At 47.8% G+C, this 20,827-nt stretch carries 13 protein-coding genes, 1 tRNA gene, 1 other RNA gene and 2 pseudogenes; 10 read left to right on the top strand and 7 right to left on the bottom strand.

The window, feature by feature from the left end; translation table 11 throughout:
* Positions 1-159: 159 nt before the first annotated feature.
* Positions 160-642 carry an SsrA-binding protein SmpB gene (gene smpB / locus ACJHYW_RS21570; RefSeq protein ID WP_000162574.1) on the top strand — a complete coding sequence of 161 codons (483 nt, stop codon included), beginning with the start codon at positions 160-162 and terminating at the stop codon, positions 640-642.
* A 214-nt stretch (positions 643-856) separates the two neighbouring features.
* Positions 857-1,219, top strand: a transfer-messenger RNA (tmRNA) gene (ssrA, locus tag ACJHYW_RS21565).
* 160 nt (positions 1,220-1,379) lie between these two features.
* Here ssrA and ypjA read toward each other — a convergent pair.
* The 5 genes and pseudogenes from ypjA to ACJHYW_RS21540 all read right to left on the bottom strand — a co-directional run bounded on the left by ypjA (position 1,380) and on the right by ACJHYW_RS21540 (position 9,154).
* On the bottom strand, positions 1,380-5,948 hold the full coding sequence (ypjA, locus tag ACJHYW_RS21560) for an adhesin-like autotransporter YpjA/EhaD (RefSeq protein WP_410233378.1): 4,569 nt from the start codon (positions 5,946-5,948) through the stop codon (positions 1,380-1,382).
* Between the two features lie 64 nt (positions 5,949-6,012).
* Positions 6,013-6,132: a hypothetical protein gene (locus ACJHYW_RS21555; protein ID WP_001120794.1), complete on the bottom strand. Its 120-nt coding sequence runs from the start codon at positions 6,130-6,132 to the stop codon at positions 6,013-6,015.
* A gap of 223 nt (positions 6,133-6,355) precedes the next feature.
* Positions 6,356-6,523: pseudogene (locus tag ACJHYW_RS21550) on the bottom strand (recombinase family protein); the annotation flags it as partial.
* Between the two features lie 359 nt (positions 6,524-6,882).
* Positions 6,883-8,322: pseudogene (locus ACJHYW_RS21545) on the bottom strand (DUF5507 domain-containing protein).
* A 756-nt stretch (positions 8,323-9,078) separates the two neighbouring features.
* A tRNA-Ile gene (locus tag ACJHYW_RS21540) sits at positions 9,079-9,154 on the bottom strand.
* 556 nt (positions 9,155-9,710) lie between these two features.
* On the opposite strand from ACJHYW_RS21540, the gene ACJHYW_RS21535 reads away from it, so the two are divergent.
* The 7 genes from ACJHYW_RS21535 to csiR all read left to right on the top strand — a co-directional run bounded on the left by ACJHYW_RS21535 (position 9,711) and on the right by csiR (position 19,650).
* Positions 9,711-11,963, top strand: coding sequence for an alpha-amylase family glycosyl hydrolase (locus ACJHYW_RS21535; RefSeq protein WP_000491414.1), 2,253 nt, complete (start codon positions 9,711-9,713; stop codon positions 11,961-11,963).
* 336 nt (positions 11,964-12,299) lie between these two features.
* Positions 12,300-13,277, top strand: coding sequence for a glutarate dioxygenase GlaH (glaH, locus tag ACJHYW_RS21530; RefSeq protein ID WP_001361302.1), 978 nt, complete (start codon positions 12,300-12,302; stop codon positions 13,275-13,277).
* A gap of 19 nt (positions 13,278-13,296) precedes the next feature.
* A complete protein-coding gene (lhgO, locus tag ACJHYW_RS21525) occupies positions 13,297-14,565 on the top strand; it encodes an L-2-hydroxyglutarate oxidase (protein WP_000272001.1) in 1,269 nt (422 codons plus the stop codon).
* Positions 14,566-14,587: 22 nt separating this feature from the next.
* Positions 14,588-16,036: an NADP-dependent succinate-semialdehyde dehydrogenase gene (gabD, locus tag ACJHYW_RS21520; protein ID WP_000772863.1), complete on the top strand. Its 1,449-nt coding sequence runs from the start codon at positions 14,588-14,590 to the stop codon at positions 16,034-16,036.
* Between the two features lie 13 nt (positions 16,037-16,049).
* Positions 16,050-17,330 carry a 4-aminobutyrate--2-oxoglutarate transaminase gene (gabT, locus tag ACJHYW_RS21515; RefSeq protein WP_000097676.1) on the top strand — a complete coding sequence of 427 codons (1,281 nt, stop codon included), beginning with the start codon at positions 16,050-16,052 and terminating at the stop codon, positions 17,328-17,330.
* Positions 17,331-17,566: 236 nt separating this feature from the next.
* Positions 17,567-18,967, top strand: coding sequence for a GABA permease (gabP, locus tag ACJHYW_RS21510; protein ID WP_001295173.1), 1,401 nt, complete (start codon positions 17,567-17,569; stop codon positions 18,965-18,967).
* Positions 18,968-18,987: 20 nt separating this feature from the next.
* Positions 18,988-19,650, top strand: coding sequence for a DNA-binding transcriptional regulator CsiR (csiR, locus tag ACJHYW_RS21505; RefSeq protein WP_000156811.1), 663 nt, complete (start codon positions 18,988-18,990; stop codon positions 19,648-19,650).
* Here the strand turns inward: csiR and kbp are convergent, their stop codons facing one another.
* Both kbp and ACJHYW_RS21495 read right to left on the bottom strand, forming a co-directional pair.
* Positions 19,651-20,100: a potassium binding protein Kbp gene (gene kbp / locus ACJHYW_RS21500; protein WP_000522416.1), complete on the bottom strand. Its 450-nt coding sequence runs from the start codon at positions 20,098-20,100 to the stop codon at positions 19,651-19,653.
* 83 nt (positions 20,101-20,183) lie between these two features.
* On the bottom strand, positions 20,184-20,342 hold the full coding sequence (locus tag ACJHYW_RS21495; RefSeq protein WP_000508177.1) for a YqaE/Pmp3 family membrane protein: 159 nt from the start codon (positions 20,340-20,342) through the stop codon (positions 20,184-20,186).
* Between the two features lie 182 nt (positions 20,343-20,524).
* Between ACJHYW_RS21495 and ACJHYW_RS21490 the strand changes: the two genes are divergently transcribed.
* A complete protein-coding gene (locus ACJHYW_RS21490; protein WP_000137291.1) occupies positions 20,525-20,824 on the top strand; it encodes an ArsR/SmtB family transcription factor in 300 nt (99 codons plus the stop codon).
* The last annotated feature ends 3 nt before the right edge of the window (positions 20,825-20,827 follow it).

Below are 20,827 nucleotides of genomic sequence, written 5' to 3'. Positions count from 1 at the left end.
TCAACAAAAATCCAACAAATAATATCATTTATCCTGCTGTAAAAAAAACGCTATCCCGGCGCTGGGTAACATCGGGTTCATGCTAAGATAGAGCCTTGTCCCCCGCAGGATTGATATGGGGTGTTTTCGATTTCAGATTACCGATGATTCACGACGCTTATGACGAAGAAAAAAGCACATAAACCTGGTTCAGCGACCATCGCGCTTAACAAGCGCGCCCGTCACGAATACTTTATCGAAGAAGAGTTCGAGGCGGGACTTGCCCTGCAAGGCTGGGAGGTTAAATCCCTGCGCGCAGGAAAAGCCAATATCAGCGACAGCTACGTCCTTCTGCGTGACGGAGAGGCATTTCTGTTTGGCGCTAACATCACGCCAATGGCTGTGGCCTCCACGCATGTGGTGTGCGATCCTACCCGTACCCGCAAGTTACTTCTCAACCAGCGCGAACTGGACTCATTGTACGGTCGCGTCAATCGAGAAGGCTATACCGTAGTGGCGCTCTCCCTGTACTGGAAAAATGCCTGGTGCAAAGTGAAAATCGGCGTCGCCAAAGGTAAGAAACAGCATGATAAACGTTCAGATATCAAAGAACGCGAATGGCAGGTGGATAAAGCGCGTATCATGAAAAACGCCCACCGTTAAACCTGCACTGCAATTATTGACCAGTTCCTCACCGCGCCTCCCTCTCCGGCGGCGCGAATGAACATCTTATTGGCTATCACTTCCGACACAAATGTTGCCATCCCATTGCTTAATCGAATGAAAATCAGGCTACATGGGTGCTAAATCTTTAATGATAACGCCATTGAGGCTGGTCATGGCACTCATGAATCTGGTATACTTACCGTTACACATTGGGGCTGATTCTGGATTCGACGGGATTTGCGAAACCCAAGGTGCATGCCGAGGGGCGGTTGGCCTCGTAAAAAGCCGCAAAAAATAGTCGCAAACGACGAAAACTACGCTTTAGCAGCTTAATAACCTGCTTAGAGCCCTCTCTCCCTAGCCTCAGCTCTTAGGACGGGGATCAAGAGAGGTCAAACCCAAAAGAGATCGCGTGGAAGCCCTGCCTGGGGTTGAAGCGTTAAAACTTAATCAGGCTAGTTTGTTAGTGGCGTGTCCGTCCGCAGCTGGCAAGCGAATGTAAAGACTGACTAAGCATGTAGTACCGAGGATGTAGGAATTTCGGACGCGGGTTCAACTCCCGCCAGCTCCACCAATCATGATTGGACGGTGTAAGGACAACACCAATAAAAACAGGAAGTTAGCAGTCTCAGCAGGACACCGACCAGACGGTGAGGAGACATAAAAGGATACGCAAAGGAGCCGCAGCTCCTGGTGATATGAAAGCCCACAGATGTGGGCTTTTTCGTTGATGGTCAGAACGACCAGTTCACACCAGCCACTGCGTTCCACGGGGATTCCACACCGGCACCATGGCTATACCCCACCCCGAGATGCCCGCTTAACGAACTGCTGAATGAGGCTTTAATACCTGCCTGGTATATTCCACGTCTGCCCGACAAATCATTGACAAAATTACCGTCATTATTCACTTTCACCCGGTTATCATCGACAAATTCTTTGCGCACAGCCGCCTTCAGCCACGGCTCAACTTCCATGCCGTTCCCCAGACGCATGTTGTAACTCAGCGTTGCGCCCAGTTCACGATATATACTGCGGGTATCGACTGGTTTCGATTCCATACCATTGGATAAATGATATTCGGGGTTATCAGCGGTGACCCCCGTTAACGATGCATACGGCGTCAGGTTCCAGTTACCATCGGTAAATCGCATCCCGGTTTCAATGTGACCGCCCAGCCCGTTGCTGCGATAACTGCCGTTGGCGGCTCCACCGCTGCTCATTTTACCGGCTACGTTACTTTCAAAGCGGTTCAGCTTCACGATACCGTCCAGATAGAAACCACTTTCATGTTCCCAGCTGGCATAGCCCCCCAGAGAATAACTGCCCACACTGCCATGTCCTCCACGATCAAAACCGATATGTGAATGGGAATAACCCATAAAAGCGCCCAGCGTCGCAATCCCCTCAGGAATATCATTACGGCTATCGATCCCCACCGTCATTCCGGTCAGCGTCTGCTCAAACCCGGCACCCGCATCGGTGGTAACATTATTACGGGTGTTATACGTCGTCCCCCAGACATTATTGTTGTGTGGACTCGCTTTCATCATGTTCAACCGCTCGCGAATACTGTTTAGCTCAGCATCAAAGACCAACGGTAATGTTGCTGCCATATTGAGTACGGCTGCCGTAGAAGGCGTGATGCGTTTCTCCGGGACGGGTGTCGGCGTTGGATCGGGAGTCGGGTCTGGTTTCGGATCCGGTTTTGGGTCTGGTTTTGGATCCGGCTTCGGATTTGGGTTGGGGTCCGGGTTGGGTTTGACATCATTGGTCAGGTTCCAGTTGCTGTTGCCGTCGCTTTTCAGGACATACTCATAGGTCCCAAGATCAACGAAACCGCCGGTATTACCCAGCGTAAACGAAGCATCCCCTCCCCCTGTTTTCACCAGCGTCATCGCGTCGTCAGACTGAGGGCTGACGCCGGTATCCTGAACAAAGATTTTAAAATTACCAGTGGCGTTGTTGTTGACGACCAGTTGATCGCCCCGGGAGCCTGCAACGTTGGTATGCAGGTAGAAATTACCGCTGCCGGAAAGTTCACTGGTTGTCAGCGTATTGTAGATACCGTTAGTTGTGGCAGGCGCTGCTGTTTGTGCTGATAAATAAACATCACCGTCGTTGAGGAGCAAACTGTTTACTCTATATTCGCAGTTGCTGGTACCTGCACAGGAATTATTGCTGTTAAGCCAGACACTGCCCCGGCTGGCAGCCGTCAGGTCGGTAAGCGTCGTATCGACGCCATTTCCGATAGTTAATGTCGCGCTATCGGTAATCCGGATCGCCCCTTCGAGTTTAACTGGCGTAACATTATCCCGTGGCGTCATTAACGACAGGCTTCCTGTCGCGCCACTGACCGATGCATCCGCCAGCGTACCTGCATAGACGATTGCCGTCCCGCCAGCGACCTGGAGATCTTCTGCCCGGGCCAGAGCCTGAAACTCATCTTTTGACCGCCCAAGGGTATATTGCCCGCCAGAGTTAACCTTTGTGGCGGAGTCCTGACCCAGGTTTTGCATTGCACCACCCTTGCCAACCTTGGAGTCACGGGCTTCGGTACCTGCTAATACCAATAAATTACCGCCATTTTCCAGCAACATATTGGTCGCTAAATTGCCGGCAATGGAAAAGGTACCGTACTGGTGAGTACCGCTGATTTCAATACCGTTAGCCGTGCTCGTATGGAGAGCGGCACCGCTGTTCTGGACGATATCTGTCGCTTTGCCATTATCGTTGACTGTCAGCGTACCGCCTTCATTGATCGTTGTTTTTATTGCCTCTCCGTTAGCCGAAACTGTTTGTATTCCGCCGTCGTTAATCGTTGTCTCATTCGCCACACCCTCGACGATTTGTTCACCGCCGGTAAGCATCGTGCCAATCGCAGTGGCTTTTGTTTTGACGATCTCCCGCCCGCCCGCATTGACCTGTGTTTTGGCGGAAGAGGTGTCTGACTCCACGGTTAACACGCCGCCATTTGTCAGCAGGATATTGTTCGCCGCACCCTGCTCGATGCTGAACGCGACGCCATCAGCGCGTGTCCCTGTGACCCGCGTCGCCCTGGTGGTTGCAACCAACGCGCCCTGGCTACTTTGCTGTATCCCCGTTGCGCTGCCTTTCTCCCGCACATCGAGTGTGCCGCCGTCATTAAGCACCGAGTTTTCAGCCAGCCCCCCCTCATTAACTACCTGTGAACCGCCATTAATAATGGAACCTTCCGCTGTCCCGTTTGCCATAATTTGTTGTAGGCCAGAGACGATATCGGTATTGATTGCCTTACCATAATTCTGAACGGTTTGCGTGCCGCCATTGATGTGCGTTTTGTCTGTTGACCCACCATCAACAATTTGTTCACCACTTTCGATATTTGCCTCAGTGGCTAAACCATATACCGTTTGCTTGCCACCTTTGATATTTGCTTTATCAGAAGTGGCACTGGCATATATTGTTTGGGTGCCCGCACTATTGAGTACAGTGCCAACATCTTTTCCATAAACATCCATTTTGCCGTTGGCGTTAATAATCGTATCAACTGCCCGGGAACCAGTAACGACTGTTAATGAGCCAGCGTTTTCCAGCACTACATTTTTAGCTTCTGAATTCCTGATGTAGAAAACATCACCATAACTGTTGGTTCCTTCGATAAGTGTTCCGGAGGTCGTGGAAGCAATTAATGCGCCGCCGGATTGTTGCTCAACATGCTTAGCCTCACCACCGTCCTGAACCTCCAGAACGCCACCATTATTAAGTCTGGTGCTATCTGTTTTAGCCTCCTTCTGGACAATCAGCTTACCGCCAGCATCAATGGTAGTATTTTTCGCCGAGGTTTTAGCCACTACCGTCAGTTCGCCGGTATTTTCCAGCACAACATAATTAGCCTCCCCTCCGATAATAGTGAAGCGAGAGAGCTTGTTGTATCCTTCAATATCAGTCCCTGCGCCCGTGTTGGCAACTAAAGCACTACCCGTCTCCTGGTTAACCCCATGTGCAATACCACCGGTATAGACAATCAGCGAGCCTCCGGCGCTAATATTGCTGCCAATTGCCGTACCATCTTTCTCAACAACCTGCCGGCTCCCGGAGGAGATATTTGTCGTGTCAGCTTTCCCGCCGCTCTTGATATTTTGCGTTCCACTGTTGATATTGGTGCCAGTGGCAATACCATGATTATTAATATTCTGTGTACCACCATTGATTATGGTATTGGTCGCGTTTCCGGCGACATCCATAACCCCGCCATTATCTATTCGGGTCGCATCAGCTTTAGCATTCGTTAAAACTGACATTGTTCCTTTATCTTTAATTATCGTCCTGGTTGCCGAACCATATACGTCTAAATGACCACCGTTTTCCAGCAACACATTGTCTGCCACGTTATTGTGGATGGAGAATGCCCCTTCACTATTCGTACCGCTCACCGTCAAATCGTAAGTCGTTACTTTTAAAGCGGCTCCATCGTGCTGAGTAACATTTGTTGCCATACCACCTCTAACATCAAGCACGCCACCGGAATAAATTTCAATAACATCCGAGGTGCTGGTGTAATCAACAATTTGCGTACCACCAGAATAGATCTGCGTATTTTTTGCCGTTGAATTACTATTCAGAGACTGAGTTCCGCCTTCAATCGTAGTGTCCAGCGCACGGCTCTCATATACTCTTTGCTCACCGCCATTTTTGATGGTGGTTGTTTCTACTGTGCTCTGTTCAACATACTGTCGACCACCATTTATGGTTGTGTTCGTTGCCAGACTTCCTTGTACTACGTCCTGAGAGCCAGACTTATTTATCGTTGTACTGTCGACATGCCCCTGAGTTGTTACTCGTTGGCTGCCACCATCAATGATTGTTCCATTCGCAGTCCCCCCACTTATGTGTGAATTACCCCCCTTAATTGTCGTTCCATTGCTGATACCACCTGTATAAACGTCCTGATTGCCACTCTCGATTATTGTACCTGTGGAAATACCCCCGTCATGAATTGTCTGTCTGCCCCCGTTAATGGTTGTATTATTAGCCTGCCCCACATAATTGTTATGACGTCCTATATCTTGATATCCACCAGATTCAATAAGACTTTCATTAGATATCCCACCATAAACATTCTGCTGGCCATGGTTGATAATATGAGTGTTATTTGTTGTACCTCGTTCATCTACTTTTTGGCTGCCATCTACAGTCTCATCGTTTACCACACCAATAACATCAGGAGTGAAGGCCGCCATCCCGGGCGGGGCATATATCAAGGCAGATATCAATAAGGAAAGTACTGAGCGGCGACAATAATGGAGACTGGTCCTGTTCATAAATTTCATCCTCTGAAAAGTGAATACTGAGTAGCGTTTAAGCGACCTTAGCTTTGCTGCAACATCAGCCCACAGGCACCAGACCAGGGGATTCATCCTGAAGAGACAGCGCAAGTGTATTGTGTTCACCGCTCATCAAAGACATCATGATGAAATGATGATATTCCGCATAAGAATGAGGCATTTTTTAAACGCAGTGCGCTGAAGTGTGGTTGGATAAAAAAGTGAATCTATTCAGGAAACACGGGCGTATTCTTTTCTTTCGACAATCAGGCAGTCGGCAAAATAAAATGATTTACATAATCGTTTCTGATGAATATCTTCTGCTCACATAAAAATCACACAATAACTCTGAGATCGCAGATTGTTTTACTTTTACAGCTTCCGTCCCCCCATTGTTGGGCAAATATAGATTGGGCCAGAGCACGAAAGTTAATACCACGTTTGCACAGCTCCTCCAACAGCACGACAAGATGCCACATACTGCGCCCCAGTCGGTTCAGTTTACAGACTAGCAGTGCGTCCCCTACCGATAATGTCCTGAGCCGTTTGTTCTGTCCGGGCCTGCTGCCACGGTTATGCGCTGCAGTGGTAACTCTAAGCACGCAGTTATTCAGTCAGGCGTGGTGCACCGTAACGCTGGTATTGCTGGGTAAGATCAAAAAACTTTCAAGCAGCTAAGGAAAGTTGAACCAGACATTAGATGAAATATTTCAACCAATTACAGCACCAGTTCAGACACCGCCAACTCATCAAATAAATCAAGGGGTTACGTGAAAGCGCAGCCCCTTTTACTTTGGTAGTGGCAGCAAAAGGGTTGTAGTGTAAAGGATAATTCCGTTTAATCAGCCAACAATATATATTATTTCAATCTACGTTATTATCTCTTTTAAAAATAGCCATTTATTTATCATTGAAAACTGCTTTTAGAACTTTATACAAGGGGACTATTCTCCACGGGATCATCCTTAGTGGAAGGATCATCAAAGTCATCATCCATAAATAAAATATCATCGAATGGTGCCACGCCCGTGATGAGTTTTATTTTTTTATTACGATCAGACAAGACTCCACTTAAACCGTTTTCGCTGACGCGTTCTAATGATTTTTCATAACTCTCATTGTTAGCAGGCGTATTAAAAATACACGGAGTATCAACATCAAACAATGACGTCCCCCAGTTCACATATTTAATATCATAGTTACTGAAGTTCTGTCCAGAAAAGAAGCACCCCTTAAAGTCCAATCCACCTAAATTGTATAAACCACCCTCTTCTTTTGGGAGAGTAATTTTAATTCTGGCTATCTCCCAGACAAAATTGCCATTTTTGTATTTGAATACCGTTTCAAGATCTCCTCCAGACAGCTTGACTTCTGGAAATAATTTGAAATTAAACCCTACATTATTATGTGTCAACGTAGATGAACAAAAGATGGAAAAAGCTTGCAGTGCTGAATTATAGCTATCGATTTTATCTTGAGGCTGCGCTCTTGGTAAAAACTTATAGCAACACTCATAAAAATTAAGTAGAAACTCTGATGACCTTCCATTTTTATCAAATAATACCCGCTGAAAATGCTGCACAAACTTATTCGTTTTTTCTTGAATATCTACGGTGTGTTCCTTTGACTCTGACAAAGATGGAGCCTGTTGAAGTGCATTGCTCATCTGGTTAATGAACATGTGCATTTCTTTAAATTTATCTCCATAGTGACCTTTAACTTGCTGCGAGTTTTTAGCTACAGGTGAAATCTTATCTATTTGGTTGTCATATAAATTATGTGATTCCATACAGTCATTTGGCGGCGTTTCTGAAATAACACTACGTGTTCTACCTGGCTGAAGTGAAGCAACATGAAAATCACTTTTTATTATATTATCGAAAAGGGCCTGTTCATTTCTTTTAGCGGATTGAACATACTGATCAATATTATTTTCTCTCGATAATTTGTTATTTTCAGAAAACACATTTTCTTTAATCTCCGGTTTTAATTTAATGAGAAGATCTTCCCACTCCTACTTGCTTAAACATACTACGTCAGGCTCACCATCAGTAACTAACTCTTCATTATTATCAAAGTGTACGTTGAATACTTTTAAGTTATTTTCATCAACATCATATTTAATACGTTTTAATTGTTCTCCAGCTCCCATAATGACAAAGGCGTTGCCTTCTTGATATATACATTCAGACATTATTTTTTGTAAAGTTTCAAGAGCACCGCGATACATCCCTGAGGCAGCTTCCTTACAAATTAAATTTATAATACTATAAGCTAGTAGCTCCATGGGGTTGGAAGAATTGTTTTCATTACAACTTCCACTACCCAAAACTGTATTAACGTTATGACCATTACTTTTACTAACTAACATTGTCTATTCCTCAGTTAATGTCTACATGGCTATGTTTAACGTTATTACTGTTTGTCACTATAAAAAACCGCTCATTTGAGACAATTGCTGACATTAACTGTTTCACTTGCTACGCATGGACTTTTTAATTAAATTAGCACAAGAATGTTAAATTTAATAAACAAAAAGTTATTTCGCTGTATGATAAAAACCAACCGTTATGATTTATTAGTGGAATTCGTTTTTCGAGTGTTAGAAATTTATATCTAAATAGCGTTAATTAATGAGCAAAGCCAGACTCCTGTAACGCTCATAAGACTCATCTGCCTGCGACGGGTGGTCTGGTCAGTAGTAGATGTTTAAGGCGTGGCAGAGACATTTCATCCTTACTCTACGGCATTGGTCCACATACAAATCGTGGTTGTGACACTTCACTTATCATCAGTGAGCGAACAGAGAATAGTTCAGTGATTTGAGTAATTAACCTGATTAAATGAAAAGGCATGATAAATGATAATACTCTGGCTTTATCGTTAATTACTTAATTCCACATGTAAGCAATTTGCCCGCTTGGCATAGCGGGCATTTTTTCCAGGTACTTTTGAATGAGTACTGATGGATAAATACATTGCAGTGGCGTGCCACGTACCAAAACACCAGCCCTCATTCGAAACCACCTACCGCACTGCTTCTTTAAAATGGCGTTAGTCGTGAAATATTGACCGCCATCGAGTCCCCCTTGTAACCTTAACTCTTCCTGATACATGAATGATGATTTGGTGGCCCCTGCTGGACTTGAACCAGCGACCAGGCGATTATGAGTCGCCTGCTCTAACCACTGAGCTAAAGGGCCTTGAGTATGCAATAACAATACTTATAAACCAAGCAATAAACATGATGATTATATGATGTAAATAAGAGATTTTATGCGTTCTCATCCATCCTGGGTCGTAATTACACGCGACATAAATCCCGACACCGCTTCCATTCGCAAAGTCGATACTCGCAGTCAACAAGCATGTTAATAATAAGCACTATCTATAGTTATCATCGATTCAATGATAGTTTGTAATGATTTTGTATCTAATAATATAACTTTATTACATTAGCTGAAGAGTTTTCGCATCATGATGATATCTGTTACTTTTCACTCCATAAAAATAAACTTCATATAGCAATATATTCTTTTATAGAACTTATTCTGCTAATCATTAGTTTCGTATGAGCGATTTTTGACAGTTGCCTCTCCAGACCACATCGATAATTAAAAAAACAGATTTAAGCATTATCCTTTTCCATATGAATATTGGATAAAAGTAGGACATCTGTTTGCAATTACTTTCACAACAATTAAACATTTTTATGTTTCCGTATACACCTTATTACTCTACCATTAGAGGAACTTTATTATGTTTTCTATAAAACCAGGACCAGGAAATTTACCTATCGACAACCCCACATTGTTATCATGGAACATTACTGACGGGGATCTAAATTCCAAATTAAATACATTAGAATATCTAAACTGTATAACAAATATTATTAATGCTTGTGGAGTTTATCCTCAGGATTTAAAAGACAGAGAAATTATATCAACTTTTCACGCAGAAAAAGTCATTAATGATCTGTTAAAAAACGATTATAAAATTTCCCTTTCTCCAGATACAACTTACCGAGAGCTGAATAAAGCTGCACAGCGTAGCATTACAGCGCCAGACAGGATAGGAGAAGGGAAAACATGGGTTTATCAACGAGATACAATGGTTGAAAGAGGTGATAACAGCGGCGTTCATCAGTATGGTCCAGCTGAACATTTCACTCACATTATATCTGACAAACCATCCCCAAAAGATAAGTATGTTGCATATGCTATTAACATTCCTGACTATGAGCTAGCAGCCGATGTATATAATATTAACGTGACGTCACCTTCCGGACAGCAAGAAACATTTAAAATACTAATCAATCCAGAACATCTACGGCAAACACTTGAGCGTAAATCTCTTACTGCTGTTCAGAAATCACAATGTGAAATCATCACCCCCAAAAAACCTGGCGAAGCGATTCTTCATGCTTTTAATGCCACCTATCAGCAAATCAGGAAAAATATATCTGAGTTTGCACGTTGTCATTATGGGTATATACAAATCCCTCCCGTAACCACTTTCCGCGCCGACGGACCAGAAACTCCCGAAGAAGAAAAAGGTTACTGGTTTCACGCTTATCAACCCGAAGATCTTTGTACCATCCATAATCCAATGGGAGATTTGCAGGATTTTATCGCATTGGTTAAAGATGCTAAAAAATTTGGTATCGATATCATTCCTGATTATACATTTAACTTTATGGGAATCGGGGGTAGTGGTAAAAATGATCTGGATTATCCCTCTGCCGATATACGAGCGAAGATTAGTAAAGATATAGAAAGTGGTATCCCTGGCTATTGGCAAGGTCAGGTTTTGATTCCATTTACTATAGATCCAGTAACAAAAGAACGTGACCAAATCCATCCAGAAGATATACATCTCACTGCAAAAGACTTTGAAACAAGTAAAGATAACATCTCTAAGGATGAATGGGAAAACCTCCATGCATTAAAAGAAAAGCGTTTAAATGGAATGCCTAAAACAACCCCCAAAAGTGACCAGGTTATTATGTTGCAAAATCAATACGTTCGTGAAATGCGAAAATATGGCGTACGAGGTTTACGTTACGATGCAGCAAAACACTCAAAACATGAACAAATAGAAAGATCAATAACCCCACCGCTTACAATTTATAATGAGCGATTACACAATACTAACTTATTTAACCCAATATATCATGAAAAAGCCGTTATGAATTACATGGAATACCTGGTAACTTGTCAGTTGGATGAAGAACAAATGTCATCGCTGCTTTATGAAAGAGATGATTTAAGCGCCATTGATTTTTCATTGCTCATGAAGACGATAAAAGCCTTTTCATTTGGTGGCGATCTCCAAACCCTTGCATCAAAACCGGGTTCAACAATCTCAAGCATCCCGTCAAAAAGACGGATATTGATTAACATTAACCACGATTTTCCTAACAATGGCAATCTTTTCAATGACTTTCTATTTAACCATCAACAAGATGAACAATTAGCAATGGCATATATGGCCGCTCTCCCGTTCAGCAGGCCTTTAGTTTACTGGGATGGCCAAGTATTAAAATCAACGACTGAAATTAAAAATTATGATGGGTCGACGCGTGTCGGCGGTGAGGCGTGGCTTAATAAAGGTTGCTCTACCTATCAGCAGCTCTACAATGAATTCCACGCATTATATATAGATAAAGCAGGAATATGGAGCGCATTTGAGGGTGTATTTGCAACTAAAAACGTTCTGGCCTTTAGTCGTGGGGATTCTGTGAACATTAATCACTCTCCTCATGATGGACTAGTTATAATAAATAAAGGAAACGAAGAAGTTGAAGGTACCTGGCCTAACAAATTGCAACCTGGAGTATATAAAAACATGGGGAGTAATAGCGTTAACATTATTATTAATAATACCCGAAAAATTATCCCCCCTGGTAAAGCATTTATGCTTAGAGGCGGAACTCTAAATATCAATATTCCTGGGCGTAGCGCTCTTCTTTTAGGGAAAACTGGAGAACCGCCGAACTATCTCTATTTGTAATTTAATGTTATATCTGCCCCGCTAAAACGGGGCAGATAATGTGTTTAGTTTACTAACGGTCATTTTGCAGTGAAGCCATTTACCGTTTTTTATCGACCAGAAAATCTGTTCTCTGATGGTAATCCACCCCTAACCTGTTGCTTTAGTTATTCATTTCCTGTCTCACTTTGCCTTAATACCCTACGTTAAATGTTACCAATTTGTTGCTTTTGATCACAATAAGAAAACAATATGGCGCATTTGTGCGCATTTTTCAGAAATGTAGATATTTTTAGATTATGGCTACGAAATGAGCATCGCCATGTCACCCTACATCTCATAAGAGGATCGCTTCTGATGAATGCACTGACCGCCGTACAAAATAACGCTGTCGATTCAGGCCAGGACTATAGCGGATTCACTCTCATCCCGTCGGCGCAATCCCCGCGTCTGCTGGAACTCACCTTCACCGAACAGACGACCAAACAGTTTCTCGAACAGGTTGCCGAATGGCCCGTGCAGGCGCTGGAGTACAAATCTTTTCTGCGTTTTCGGATAGGCAAAATTCTTGACGATCTGTGTGCGAACCAGCTGCAACCATTGCTGTTGAAGACCCTGCTAAACCGTGCTGAAGGTGCGCTGTTGATCAATGCGGTGGGTGTCGATGATGTGAAGCAAGCGGATGAGATGGTGAAGCTGGCAACGGCGGTAGCGCATCTGATTGGCCGTTCCAATTTCGATGCGATGAGCGGTCAGTATTACGCGCGTTTTGTAGTGAAAAATGTCGATAACTCAGACAGCTATCTGCGTCAGCCGCACCGCGTAATGGAGCTGCATAACGACGGCACCTACGTCGAAGAGATCACTGACTATGTGCTGATGATGAAAATCGACGAGCAGAACATGCAGGGTGGAAATTCGTTGCTGCTGCATCTCGATGACTGGGAACATCTGGACCACTATTTCCGCCACCCGCTGGCGCGTCGCCCGATGCGCTTTGCCGCGCCGCCGAGCAAAAACGTCAGCAAAGATGTTTTCCATCCGGTGTTCGACGTTGATCAACAGGGTCGCCCGGTGATGCGTTATATCGACCAGTTCGTCCAGCCAAAAGACTTCGAAGAAGGCGTGTGGCTGAGCGAGCTTTCCGATGCCATTGAAACCAGCAAAGGCATTCTTTCTGTGCCCGTTCCCGTTGGCAAATTCCTGTTGATTAACAATCTATTCTGGCTGCACGGTCGCGACCGCTTTACTCCGCACCCGGATCTGCGCCGTGAACTGATGCGTCAGCGTGGCTATTTCGCTTACGCCACTAACCACTACCAGACGCATCAGTAAGCGCAAAGGAATTGAGCGGATGTATGATTTTGTGATTATTGGCGGCGGCATCATCGGCATGTCGACCGCCATGCAACTGATTGATGTTTATCCGGATGCCCGCATTGCGTTGCTGGAAAAAGAGTCCGGCCCGGCCTTTCATCAGACGGGCCACAACAGCGGCGTGATCCATGCCGGGGTCTATTACACGCCCGGTAGCCTGAAGGCACAGTTTTGCCTGGCGGGAAACCGCGCCACCAAAGCCTTTTGCGATCAAAACGGCATTCGCTATGACAACTGCGGCAAGATGCTGGTCGCCACCTCTGAACTCGAAATGGAACGGATGCGCGCGTTGTGGGAACGCACGGCGGCGAACGGTATCGAGCGCGAGTGGTTAAACGCCGAGGAACTGCGCGAGCGCGAACCGAATATCACCGGGCTTGGCGGCATTTTTGTGCCGTCCAGCGGCATTGTCAGCTATCGCGAAGTGACGGCGGCGATGGCAAAAATCTTCCAGGCCAGAGGCGGCGAGATTATTTATAACGCCGAAGTCAGCGCCCTCAGTGAGCATAAAAACGGCGTGGTGATACGTACCCGTCAGGGCGGTGAATATGAAGCATCGACGCTGATTAGCTGTTCCGGGCTGATGGCTGACCGGCTGGTGAAAATGCTCGGCCTCGAACCGGGCTTTATTATCTGCCCGTTCCGTGGCGAGTATTTCCGCCTTGCCCCGGAGCATAACCAGATTGTTAACCACCTGATTTACCCCATTCCCGACCCCGCGATGCCATTTTTGGGCGTGCATCTCACCCGCATGATCGATGGCAGCGTGACCGTCGGGCCAAACGCGGTGCTGGCTTTTAAACGCGAAGGCTATCGCAAGCGCGATTTCTCGTTTAGTGACACGCTGGAGATTTTAGGCTCGTCGGGGATTCGCCGGGTGCTGCAAAACCATCTACGCTCAGGATTGGGCGAGATGAAAAACTCGCTGTGCAAAAGCGGCTATCTGCGGCTGGTGCAAAAGTATTGTCCCCGGCTTTCTTTAAGCGATCTCCAGCCCTGGCCCGCAGGTGTGCGGGCGCAGGCGGTATCGCCGGACGGCAAGCTGATTGACGATTTTCTGTTTGTCACCACCCCGCGCACGATCCACACCTGCAATGCGCCCTCCCCGGCAGCGACATCAGCAATTCCTATTGGTGCGCATATTGTCAGCAAGGTACAAACGCTGTTGGCAAGCCAGAGTAACCCCGGACGCACGCTGCGAGCGGTACGTAGTGTGGATGCCTTACACGCCGCATTTAATCAATAACCTTTGAAAACAGGACGTAACAATGAAACTTAACGACAGTAACTTATTCCGCCAGCAGGCGTTGATTAACGGGGAATGGCTGGACGCCAACAATGGCGAGGTCATCGACGTCACCAATCCGGCGAACGGCGACAAGCTGGGTAGCGTACCCAAAATGGGCGCTGATGAAACCCGCGCCGCTATCGACGCCGCCAACCGCGCTCTGCCCGCCTGGCGTGCGCTCACCGCCAAAGAACGCGCCAACATTCTGCGCAACTGGTTCAATTTGATGATGGAGCATCAGGACGATTTAGCGCGCCTGATGACCCTCGAACAGGGAAAACCGCTGGCGGAAGCGAAAGGCGAAATCAGCTACGCAGCCTCTTTTATTGAGTGGTTTGCCGAAGAAGGCAAACGTATTTATGGCGATACCATTCCCGGTCATCAGGCCGACAAACGCCTGATTGTTATCAAACAGCCGATTGGCGTTACCGCCGCCATCACGCCGTGGAACTTCCCAGCGGCGATGATTACCCGTAAAGCCGGTCCGGCGCTGGCGGCAGGCTGCACGATGGTGCTGAAACCTGCCAGTCAGACGCCGTTCTCTGCGCTGGCGCTGGCGGAACTGGCGATTCGCGCAGGCGTTCCGGCTGGCGTATTTAACGTGGTCACCGGTTCGGCGGGCGCGGTCGGTAACGAACTGACCAGCAATCCGCTGGTGCGCAAGCTGTCGTTTACCGGCTCGACCGAAATTGGCCGCCAGTTAATGGAACAGTGCGCGAAAGACATCAAGAAAGTGTCGCTGGAGCTGGGCGGCAACGCGCCGTTTATCGTCTTTGACGATGCCGACCTCGACAAAGCCGTGGAAGGCGCACTGGCCTCGAAATTCCGCAACGCCGGGCAAACCTGCGTCTGCGCCAACCGTTTATACGTGCAGGACGGCGTGTATGACCGCTTTGCCGAAAAATTACAGCAGGCGGTGAGCAAACTGCACATCGGCGACGGGCTGGAGAATGGCGTCACCATCGGGCCGCTGATTGATGAAAAAGCGGTAGCAAAAGTGGAAGAGCATATTGCCGATGCGCTGGAGAAAGGTGCGCGTGTGGTTTGCGGCGGTAAAGCGGATGAACGCGGCGGCAACTTCTTCCAGCCGACCATTCTGGTGGACGTTCCGGCCAACGCCAAAGTGTCGAAAGAAGAGACGTTCGGCCCCCTTGCCCCGCTATTCCGCTTTAAAGATGAAGCCGATGTGATTGCGCAGGCCAATGACACCGAGTTTGGCCTTGCCGCCTATTTCTACGCCCGTGATTTAAGCCGCGTCTTCCGCGTGGGCGAGGCGCTGGAGTACGGCATCGTCGGCATTAATACTGGCATTATTTCCAATGAAGTGGCCCCGTTCGGCGGCATTAAAGCCTCGGGTCTGGGTCGTGAAGGTTCGAAGTATGGCATCGAAGATTACTTAGAAATCAAATATATGTGCATCGGTCTTTAACTGGAGAACGCGAATGAGCAGCAATAAAGAGTTAATGCAGCGCCGTAGTCAGGCAGTTCCTCGTGGCGTTGGGCAAATTCACCCCATTTTCGCTGACCGCGCGGAAAACTGCCGGGTGTGGGACGTTGAAGGCCGTGAGTATCTTGATTTCGCGGGCGGCATTGCGGTGCTCAATACCGGGCACCTGCATCCGAAAGTGGTTGCGGCGGTGGAAGCGCAGTTGAAAAAGCTGTCGCACACCTGCTTCCAGGTGCTGGCTTACGAACCGTATCTGGAGCTGTGCGAGATTATGAATCAGAAGGTGCCGGGAGATTTCGCCAAAAAAACGCTGCTGGTAACGACCGGTTCTGAAGCGGTGGAGAACGCGGTGAAAATCGCCCGCGCCGCCACCAAACGCAGCGGGACCATCGCCTTTAGCGGTGCGTATCACGGGCGCACGCATTACACGCTGGCGCTGACCGGCAAGGTGAATCCGTACTCTGCGGGCATGGGGCTGATGCCGGGTCATGTTTATCGCGCGCTTTATCCTTGCCCGCTGCACGGCATAAGCGAGGATGACGCTATCGCCAGCATCCACCGGATCTTCAAAAATGATGCCGCGCCGGAAGATATCGCCGCCATCGTAATTGAGCCCGTTCAGGGCGAAGGCGGTTTCTACGCCGCGACGCCAGCCTTTATGCAGCGTTTACGCGCGCTGTGTGACGAGCACGGGATCATGCTGATTGCCGATGAAGTGCAGAGCGGCGCAGGGCGTACCGGCACGCTGTTTGCGATGGAGCAAATGGGCGTGGCACCAGATCTCACCACCTTTGCGAAATCGATCGCAGGCGGTTTCCCGCTGGCGGGCGTCACCGGGCGCGCGGAAGTGATGGACGCCGTCGCACCGGGCGGACTGGGTGGCACCTATGCCGGTAACCCGATTGCCTGCGTAGCGGCGCTGGAAGTGTTAAAAGTGTTTGAGCAGGAAAATCTGCTGCAAAAAGCCAACGATCTGGGGCAGAAACTGAAAGACGGATTGCTGGCGATAGCCGAAAAACATACTGAGATCGGCGACGTACGCGGGCTGGGAGCGATGATTGCCATCGAGCTGTTTGAAGATGGCGATCACAGCAAACCAGACGCAAAACTCACCGCCGAGATCGTGGCGCGTGCTCGCGATAAGGGTCTGATTCTTCTCTCCTGCGGCCCGTATTACAACGTGCTGCGCATCCTTGTACCGCTCACCATTGAAGACGCTCAGATCCGTCAGGGTCTGGAGATCATCAGCCAGTGTTTTGCTGAGGCGAAGCTGTAGCACCGCACCATGCCGGAGGCGACGCTTTGCGGCTTGTCCGGCCTACGAGAATCCAGGTCGGATAAGGCGTTTACGCCGCATCCGACAATCTGTACGTGAACAGGAATAAATCTATGTCGGCCGGATAAGGCGGAGCCGCTCTCCGGCAAAAAGAACCAATAACAATTAAACGCGTGACCCGACGCGGGAAATGTCGGGGCGCTCTCCCAAGTGACACACTTTCGAGAGGATTCAGGATGGGGCAATCATCGCAACCACATGAGTTAGGCGGCGGGCTGAAGTCACGCCACGTCACCATGTTGTCTATTGCCGGTGTTATCGGCGCAAGTCTGTTTGTCGGTTCCAGCGTCGCCATCGCCGAAGCGGGCCCGGCGGTATTACTGGCCTATCTGTTCGCCGGATTACTGGTGGTTATGATTATGCGGATGTTGGCGGAAATGGCGGTTGCCACGCCCGATACCGGTTCGTTTTCCACCTATGCCGATAAAGCCATTGGCCGTTGGGCGGGCTATACCATCGGCTGGTTGTACTGGTGGTTTTGGGTACTGGTTATCCCACTGGAAGCCAACATCGCCGCCATGATCCTGCACTCGTGGGTTCCAGGCATTCCCATCTGGTTATTTTCCCTGGTCATTACCCTCGCCTTGACTGGCAGTAATTTATTAAGCGTTAAAAACTACGGCGAATTTGAGTTCTGGCTGGCGCTGTGCAAAGTCATCGCTATCCTGGCCTTTATTTTCCTTGGTGCAGTCGCAATTAGCGGTTTTTACCCTTATGCCGAAGTGAGCGGGATCTCAAGATTGTGGGATAGCGGCGGCTTTATGCCCAACGGCTTCGGTGCGGTATTAAGCGCGATGTTGATCACCATGTTCTCGTTTATGGGCGCAGAAATTGTCACTATTGCCGCCGCGGAATCTGACACGCCGGAAAAACATATTGTCCGCGCCACCAACTCGGTTATCTGGCGTATTTCTATCTTCTATTTGTGCTCTATTTTTGTCGTCGTGGCATTAATACCGTGGAATATGCCGGGGCTGAAAGCCGTTGGATCTTATCGCTCGGTTCTGGAGTTGCTCAATATTCCCCATGCGAAATTAATCATGGACTGCGTGATATTACTTTCCGTAACCAGTTGCCTGAACTCGGCGCTGTATACCGCTTCCAGAATGCTCTACTCCTTAAGCCGTCGCGGTGATGCTCCCGCGGTAATGGGTAAAATCAACCGCAGTAAAACCCCGTATGTGGCGGTATTACTCTCCACCGGCGCGGCATTTTTAACGGTGGTGGTGAATTATTACGCGCCTGCGAAAGTGTTTAAATTTCTGATCGACAGCTCCGGTGCTATCGCCCTGCTGGTTTATTTAGTCATCGCCGTTTCACAATTGCGGATGCGCAAAATTCTGCGAGCAGAAGGAAGCGAAATTCGCTTGCGCATGTGGCTTTATCCGTGGCTCACCTGGCTGGTCATCGGCTTTATTACCTTTGTGTTAGTAGTGATGCTATTCCGACCGGCGCAACAGTTAGAAGTGATCTCCACCGGCTTATTAGCTATAGGGATTATCTGTACCGTGCCAATTATGGCTCGCTGGAAAAAGCTGGTATTGTGGCAAAAAACACCCGTTCATAATACGCGCTAATAATGATCAGGAGTCACACCATGACCATTACGTCTCTGGATGGCTATCGCTGGCTGAAGAACGATATTATTCGCGGAAACTTTCAACCGGATGAAAAATTACGGATGAGTTTGCTGACATCGCGTTATGCACTTGGCGTTGGGCCGTTGCGGGAAGCGCTTTCGCAACTGGTAGCAGAACGACTGGTCACGGTGGTGAATCAAAAAGGGTATCGGGTGGCGTCTATGTCAGAGCAGGAGCTGCTCGATATTTTCGACGCCCGCGCCAATATGGAAGCGATGCTGGTCAGTCTGGCGATTGCCCGCGGTGGCGATGAATGGGAGGCAGACGTTCTCGCAAAAGCGCATCTGCTCAGTAAGCTGGAGGCCTGTGACGCCAGTGAGAAAATGCTTGATGAGTGGGATCTTCGTCATCAGGCGTTTCATACTGCAATTGTGGCGGGCTGTGGTTCTCACTATTTGCTGCAAATGCGTGAACGGTTGTTTGATCTGGCGGCGCGCTATCGATTTATCTGGCTGCGGCGAACAGTGCTTTCGGTGGAAATGCTGGAGGATAAACACGATCAGCACCAGACCCTGACTGCGGCGGTACTGGCGCGAGATACCGCGCGCGCCAGTGAGTTAATGCGCCAGCATTTACTGACGCCAATTCCCATTATCCAGCAGGCGATGGCTGGCAATTAACTACTCTTCAGGAATACGCAACACTTGCCCCGGGTAAATTTTATCCGGGCTTTTTAGCATCGGTTTATTCGCTTCGAAGATTTTATTGTACAGATTGGCGTTACCGTAGACCTGTTTGGAAATGGCACTCAGAGTGTCGCCAGACTTAACGGTATAAAACTGGCTGGCAGTGGCTGGTGTCGTCGTTTTCACCTGATCATCGACACTGGCAATACCGGAAATATTCCCCACCGCAACAAGGATTTTCTCCTTCGCCTCCTGACTCAGGCCGTCACCCGTGACCGTCGCTTTGCCGTCGGCAATTTGAATATTCACTTTATCGGCATCAGGTATACCGGTTTTGTTCAGATGCTCCTGCACCTTCTTCGCCTGATCGTCTTTATCGTGCTGACCTGTAACCGCGTCCCAGAGTTTTTCTCCGGCATCTTTCACAAAATTGAACAGACCCATAGCTACCTCATTCGTTAACGGAAACACTCAGAAAGTGTAGCAGAGGAACGCGGCGCGTTAACGCCGCGGGGGTGAACACAGGTTTAATCGCGGGTTTGCACCCAAAACGCGTGAATCAAACCGGGGATATACCCAAGCAGTGTCAGCAGAATATTAATAATGAACGCCCAACCGAACCCTTTACCGAGCAGCACGCCGAGCGGCGGCAGAATGATGGTGATGACGATTCTCCAGAAACCCATATGTACTCCCTATAAGAAAATTACTCATTGTTTAAAAAGAGATTTTATCTCTTAAGCGTAGTAATTTTAGCGGAGCCTGCCAGTTTCAGCCTACGCTTTTACTCTCATTTACGCTGCTGAGGCTGGTATATGTTGCATTTTTAGTTTAGAGTTTGCTTAATTTAGAAAACACTTAAATAACTATGACTGAACTCGCGCAATTACAGGCCAGTGCCGAACAGGCAGCGGCCTTATTGAAAGTAATGAGCCACCCTAAACGGTTGCTGATTCTGTGCATGCTTAGCGGTTCCCCCGGCACCAGCGCGGGAGAGCTGACTCGCATTACCGGACTGAGTGCCTCTGCGACATCACAGCATCTCGCTCGTATGCGGGACGAAGGGCTTATCGACAGCCAACGGGATGCCCAACGCATTCTATATTCCATTAAAAATGAGGCGGTAAATGCCATTATCGCCACCCTGAAAAATGTCTATTGTCCGTAAGGA

It is taken from the genome of Escherichia sp. WS3063 (genome assembly GCF_046486595.1).
GTDB lineage: Bacteria > Pseudomonadota > Gammaproteobacteria > Enterobacterales > Enterobacteriaceae > Escherichia > Escherichia coli.
Note: the sequence above shows the minus strand (reverse complement) of the source record. Positions and strands in the feature narration are given on the sequence as shown.

Bases quoted from the DNA above. Each gene is read 5' to 3' on its own strand.
- ACJHYW_RS21555 (WP_001120794.1), bottom strand. From the start codon at position 6,132: ATGCCTCATTCTTATGCGGAATATCATCATTTCATCATGATGTCTTTG.
- gabP (WP_001295173.1), top strand. From the start codon at position 17,567: ATGGGGCAATCATCGCAACCACATGAGTTAGGCGGCGGGCTGAAGTCA.
- kbp (WP_000522416.1), bottom strand. From the start codon at position 20,100: ATGGGTCTGTTCAATTTTGTGAAAGATGCCGGAGAAAAACTCTGGGAC.
- ACJHYW_RS21490 (WP_000137291.1), top strand. From the start codon at position 20,525: ATGACTGAACTCGCGCAATTACAGGCCAGTGCCGAACAGGCAGCGGCC.
- lhgO (WP_000272001.1), top strand. From the start codon at position 13,297: ATGTATGATTTTGTGATTATTGGCGGCGGCATCATCGGCATGTCGACC.
- ypjA (WP_410233378.1), bottom strand. From the start codon at position 5,948: ATGAACAGGACCAGTCTCCATTATTGTCGCCGCTCAGTACTTTCCTTA.
- gabT (WP_000097676.1), top strand. From the start codon at position 16,050: ATGAGCAGCAATAAAGAGTTAATGCAGCGCCGTAGTCAGGCAGTTCCT.
- glaH (WP_001361302.1), top strand. From the start codon at position 12,300: ATGAATGCACTGACCGCCGTACAAAATAACGCTGTCGATTCAGGCCAG.
- csiR (WP_000156811.1), top strand. From the start codon at position 18,988: ATGACCATTACGTCTCTGGATGGCTATCGCTGGCTGAAGAACGATATT.
- ACJHYW_RS21495 (WP_000508177.1), bottom strand. From the start codon at position 20,342: ATGGGTTTCTGGAGAATCGTCATCACCATCATTCTGCCGCCGCTCGGC.
- gabD (WP_000772863.1), top strand. From the start codon at position 14,588: ATGAAACTTAACGACAGTAACTTATTCCGCCAGCAGGCGTTGATTAAC.
- ACJHYW_RS21535 (WP_000491414.1), top strand. From the start codon at position 9,711: ATGTTTTCTATAAAACCAGGACCAGGAAATTTACCTATCGACAACCCC.
- smpB (WP_000162574.1), top strand. From the start codon at position 160: ATGACGAAGAAAAAAGCACATAAACCTGGTTCAGCGACCATCGCGCTT.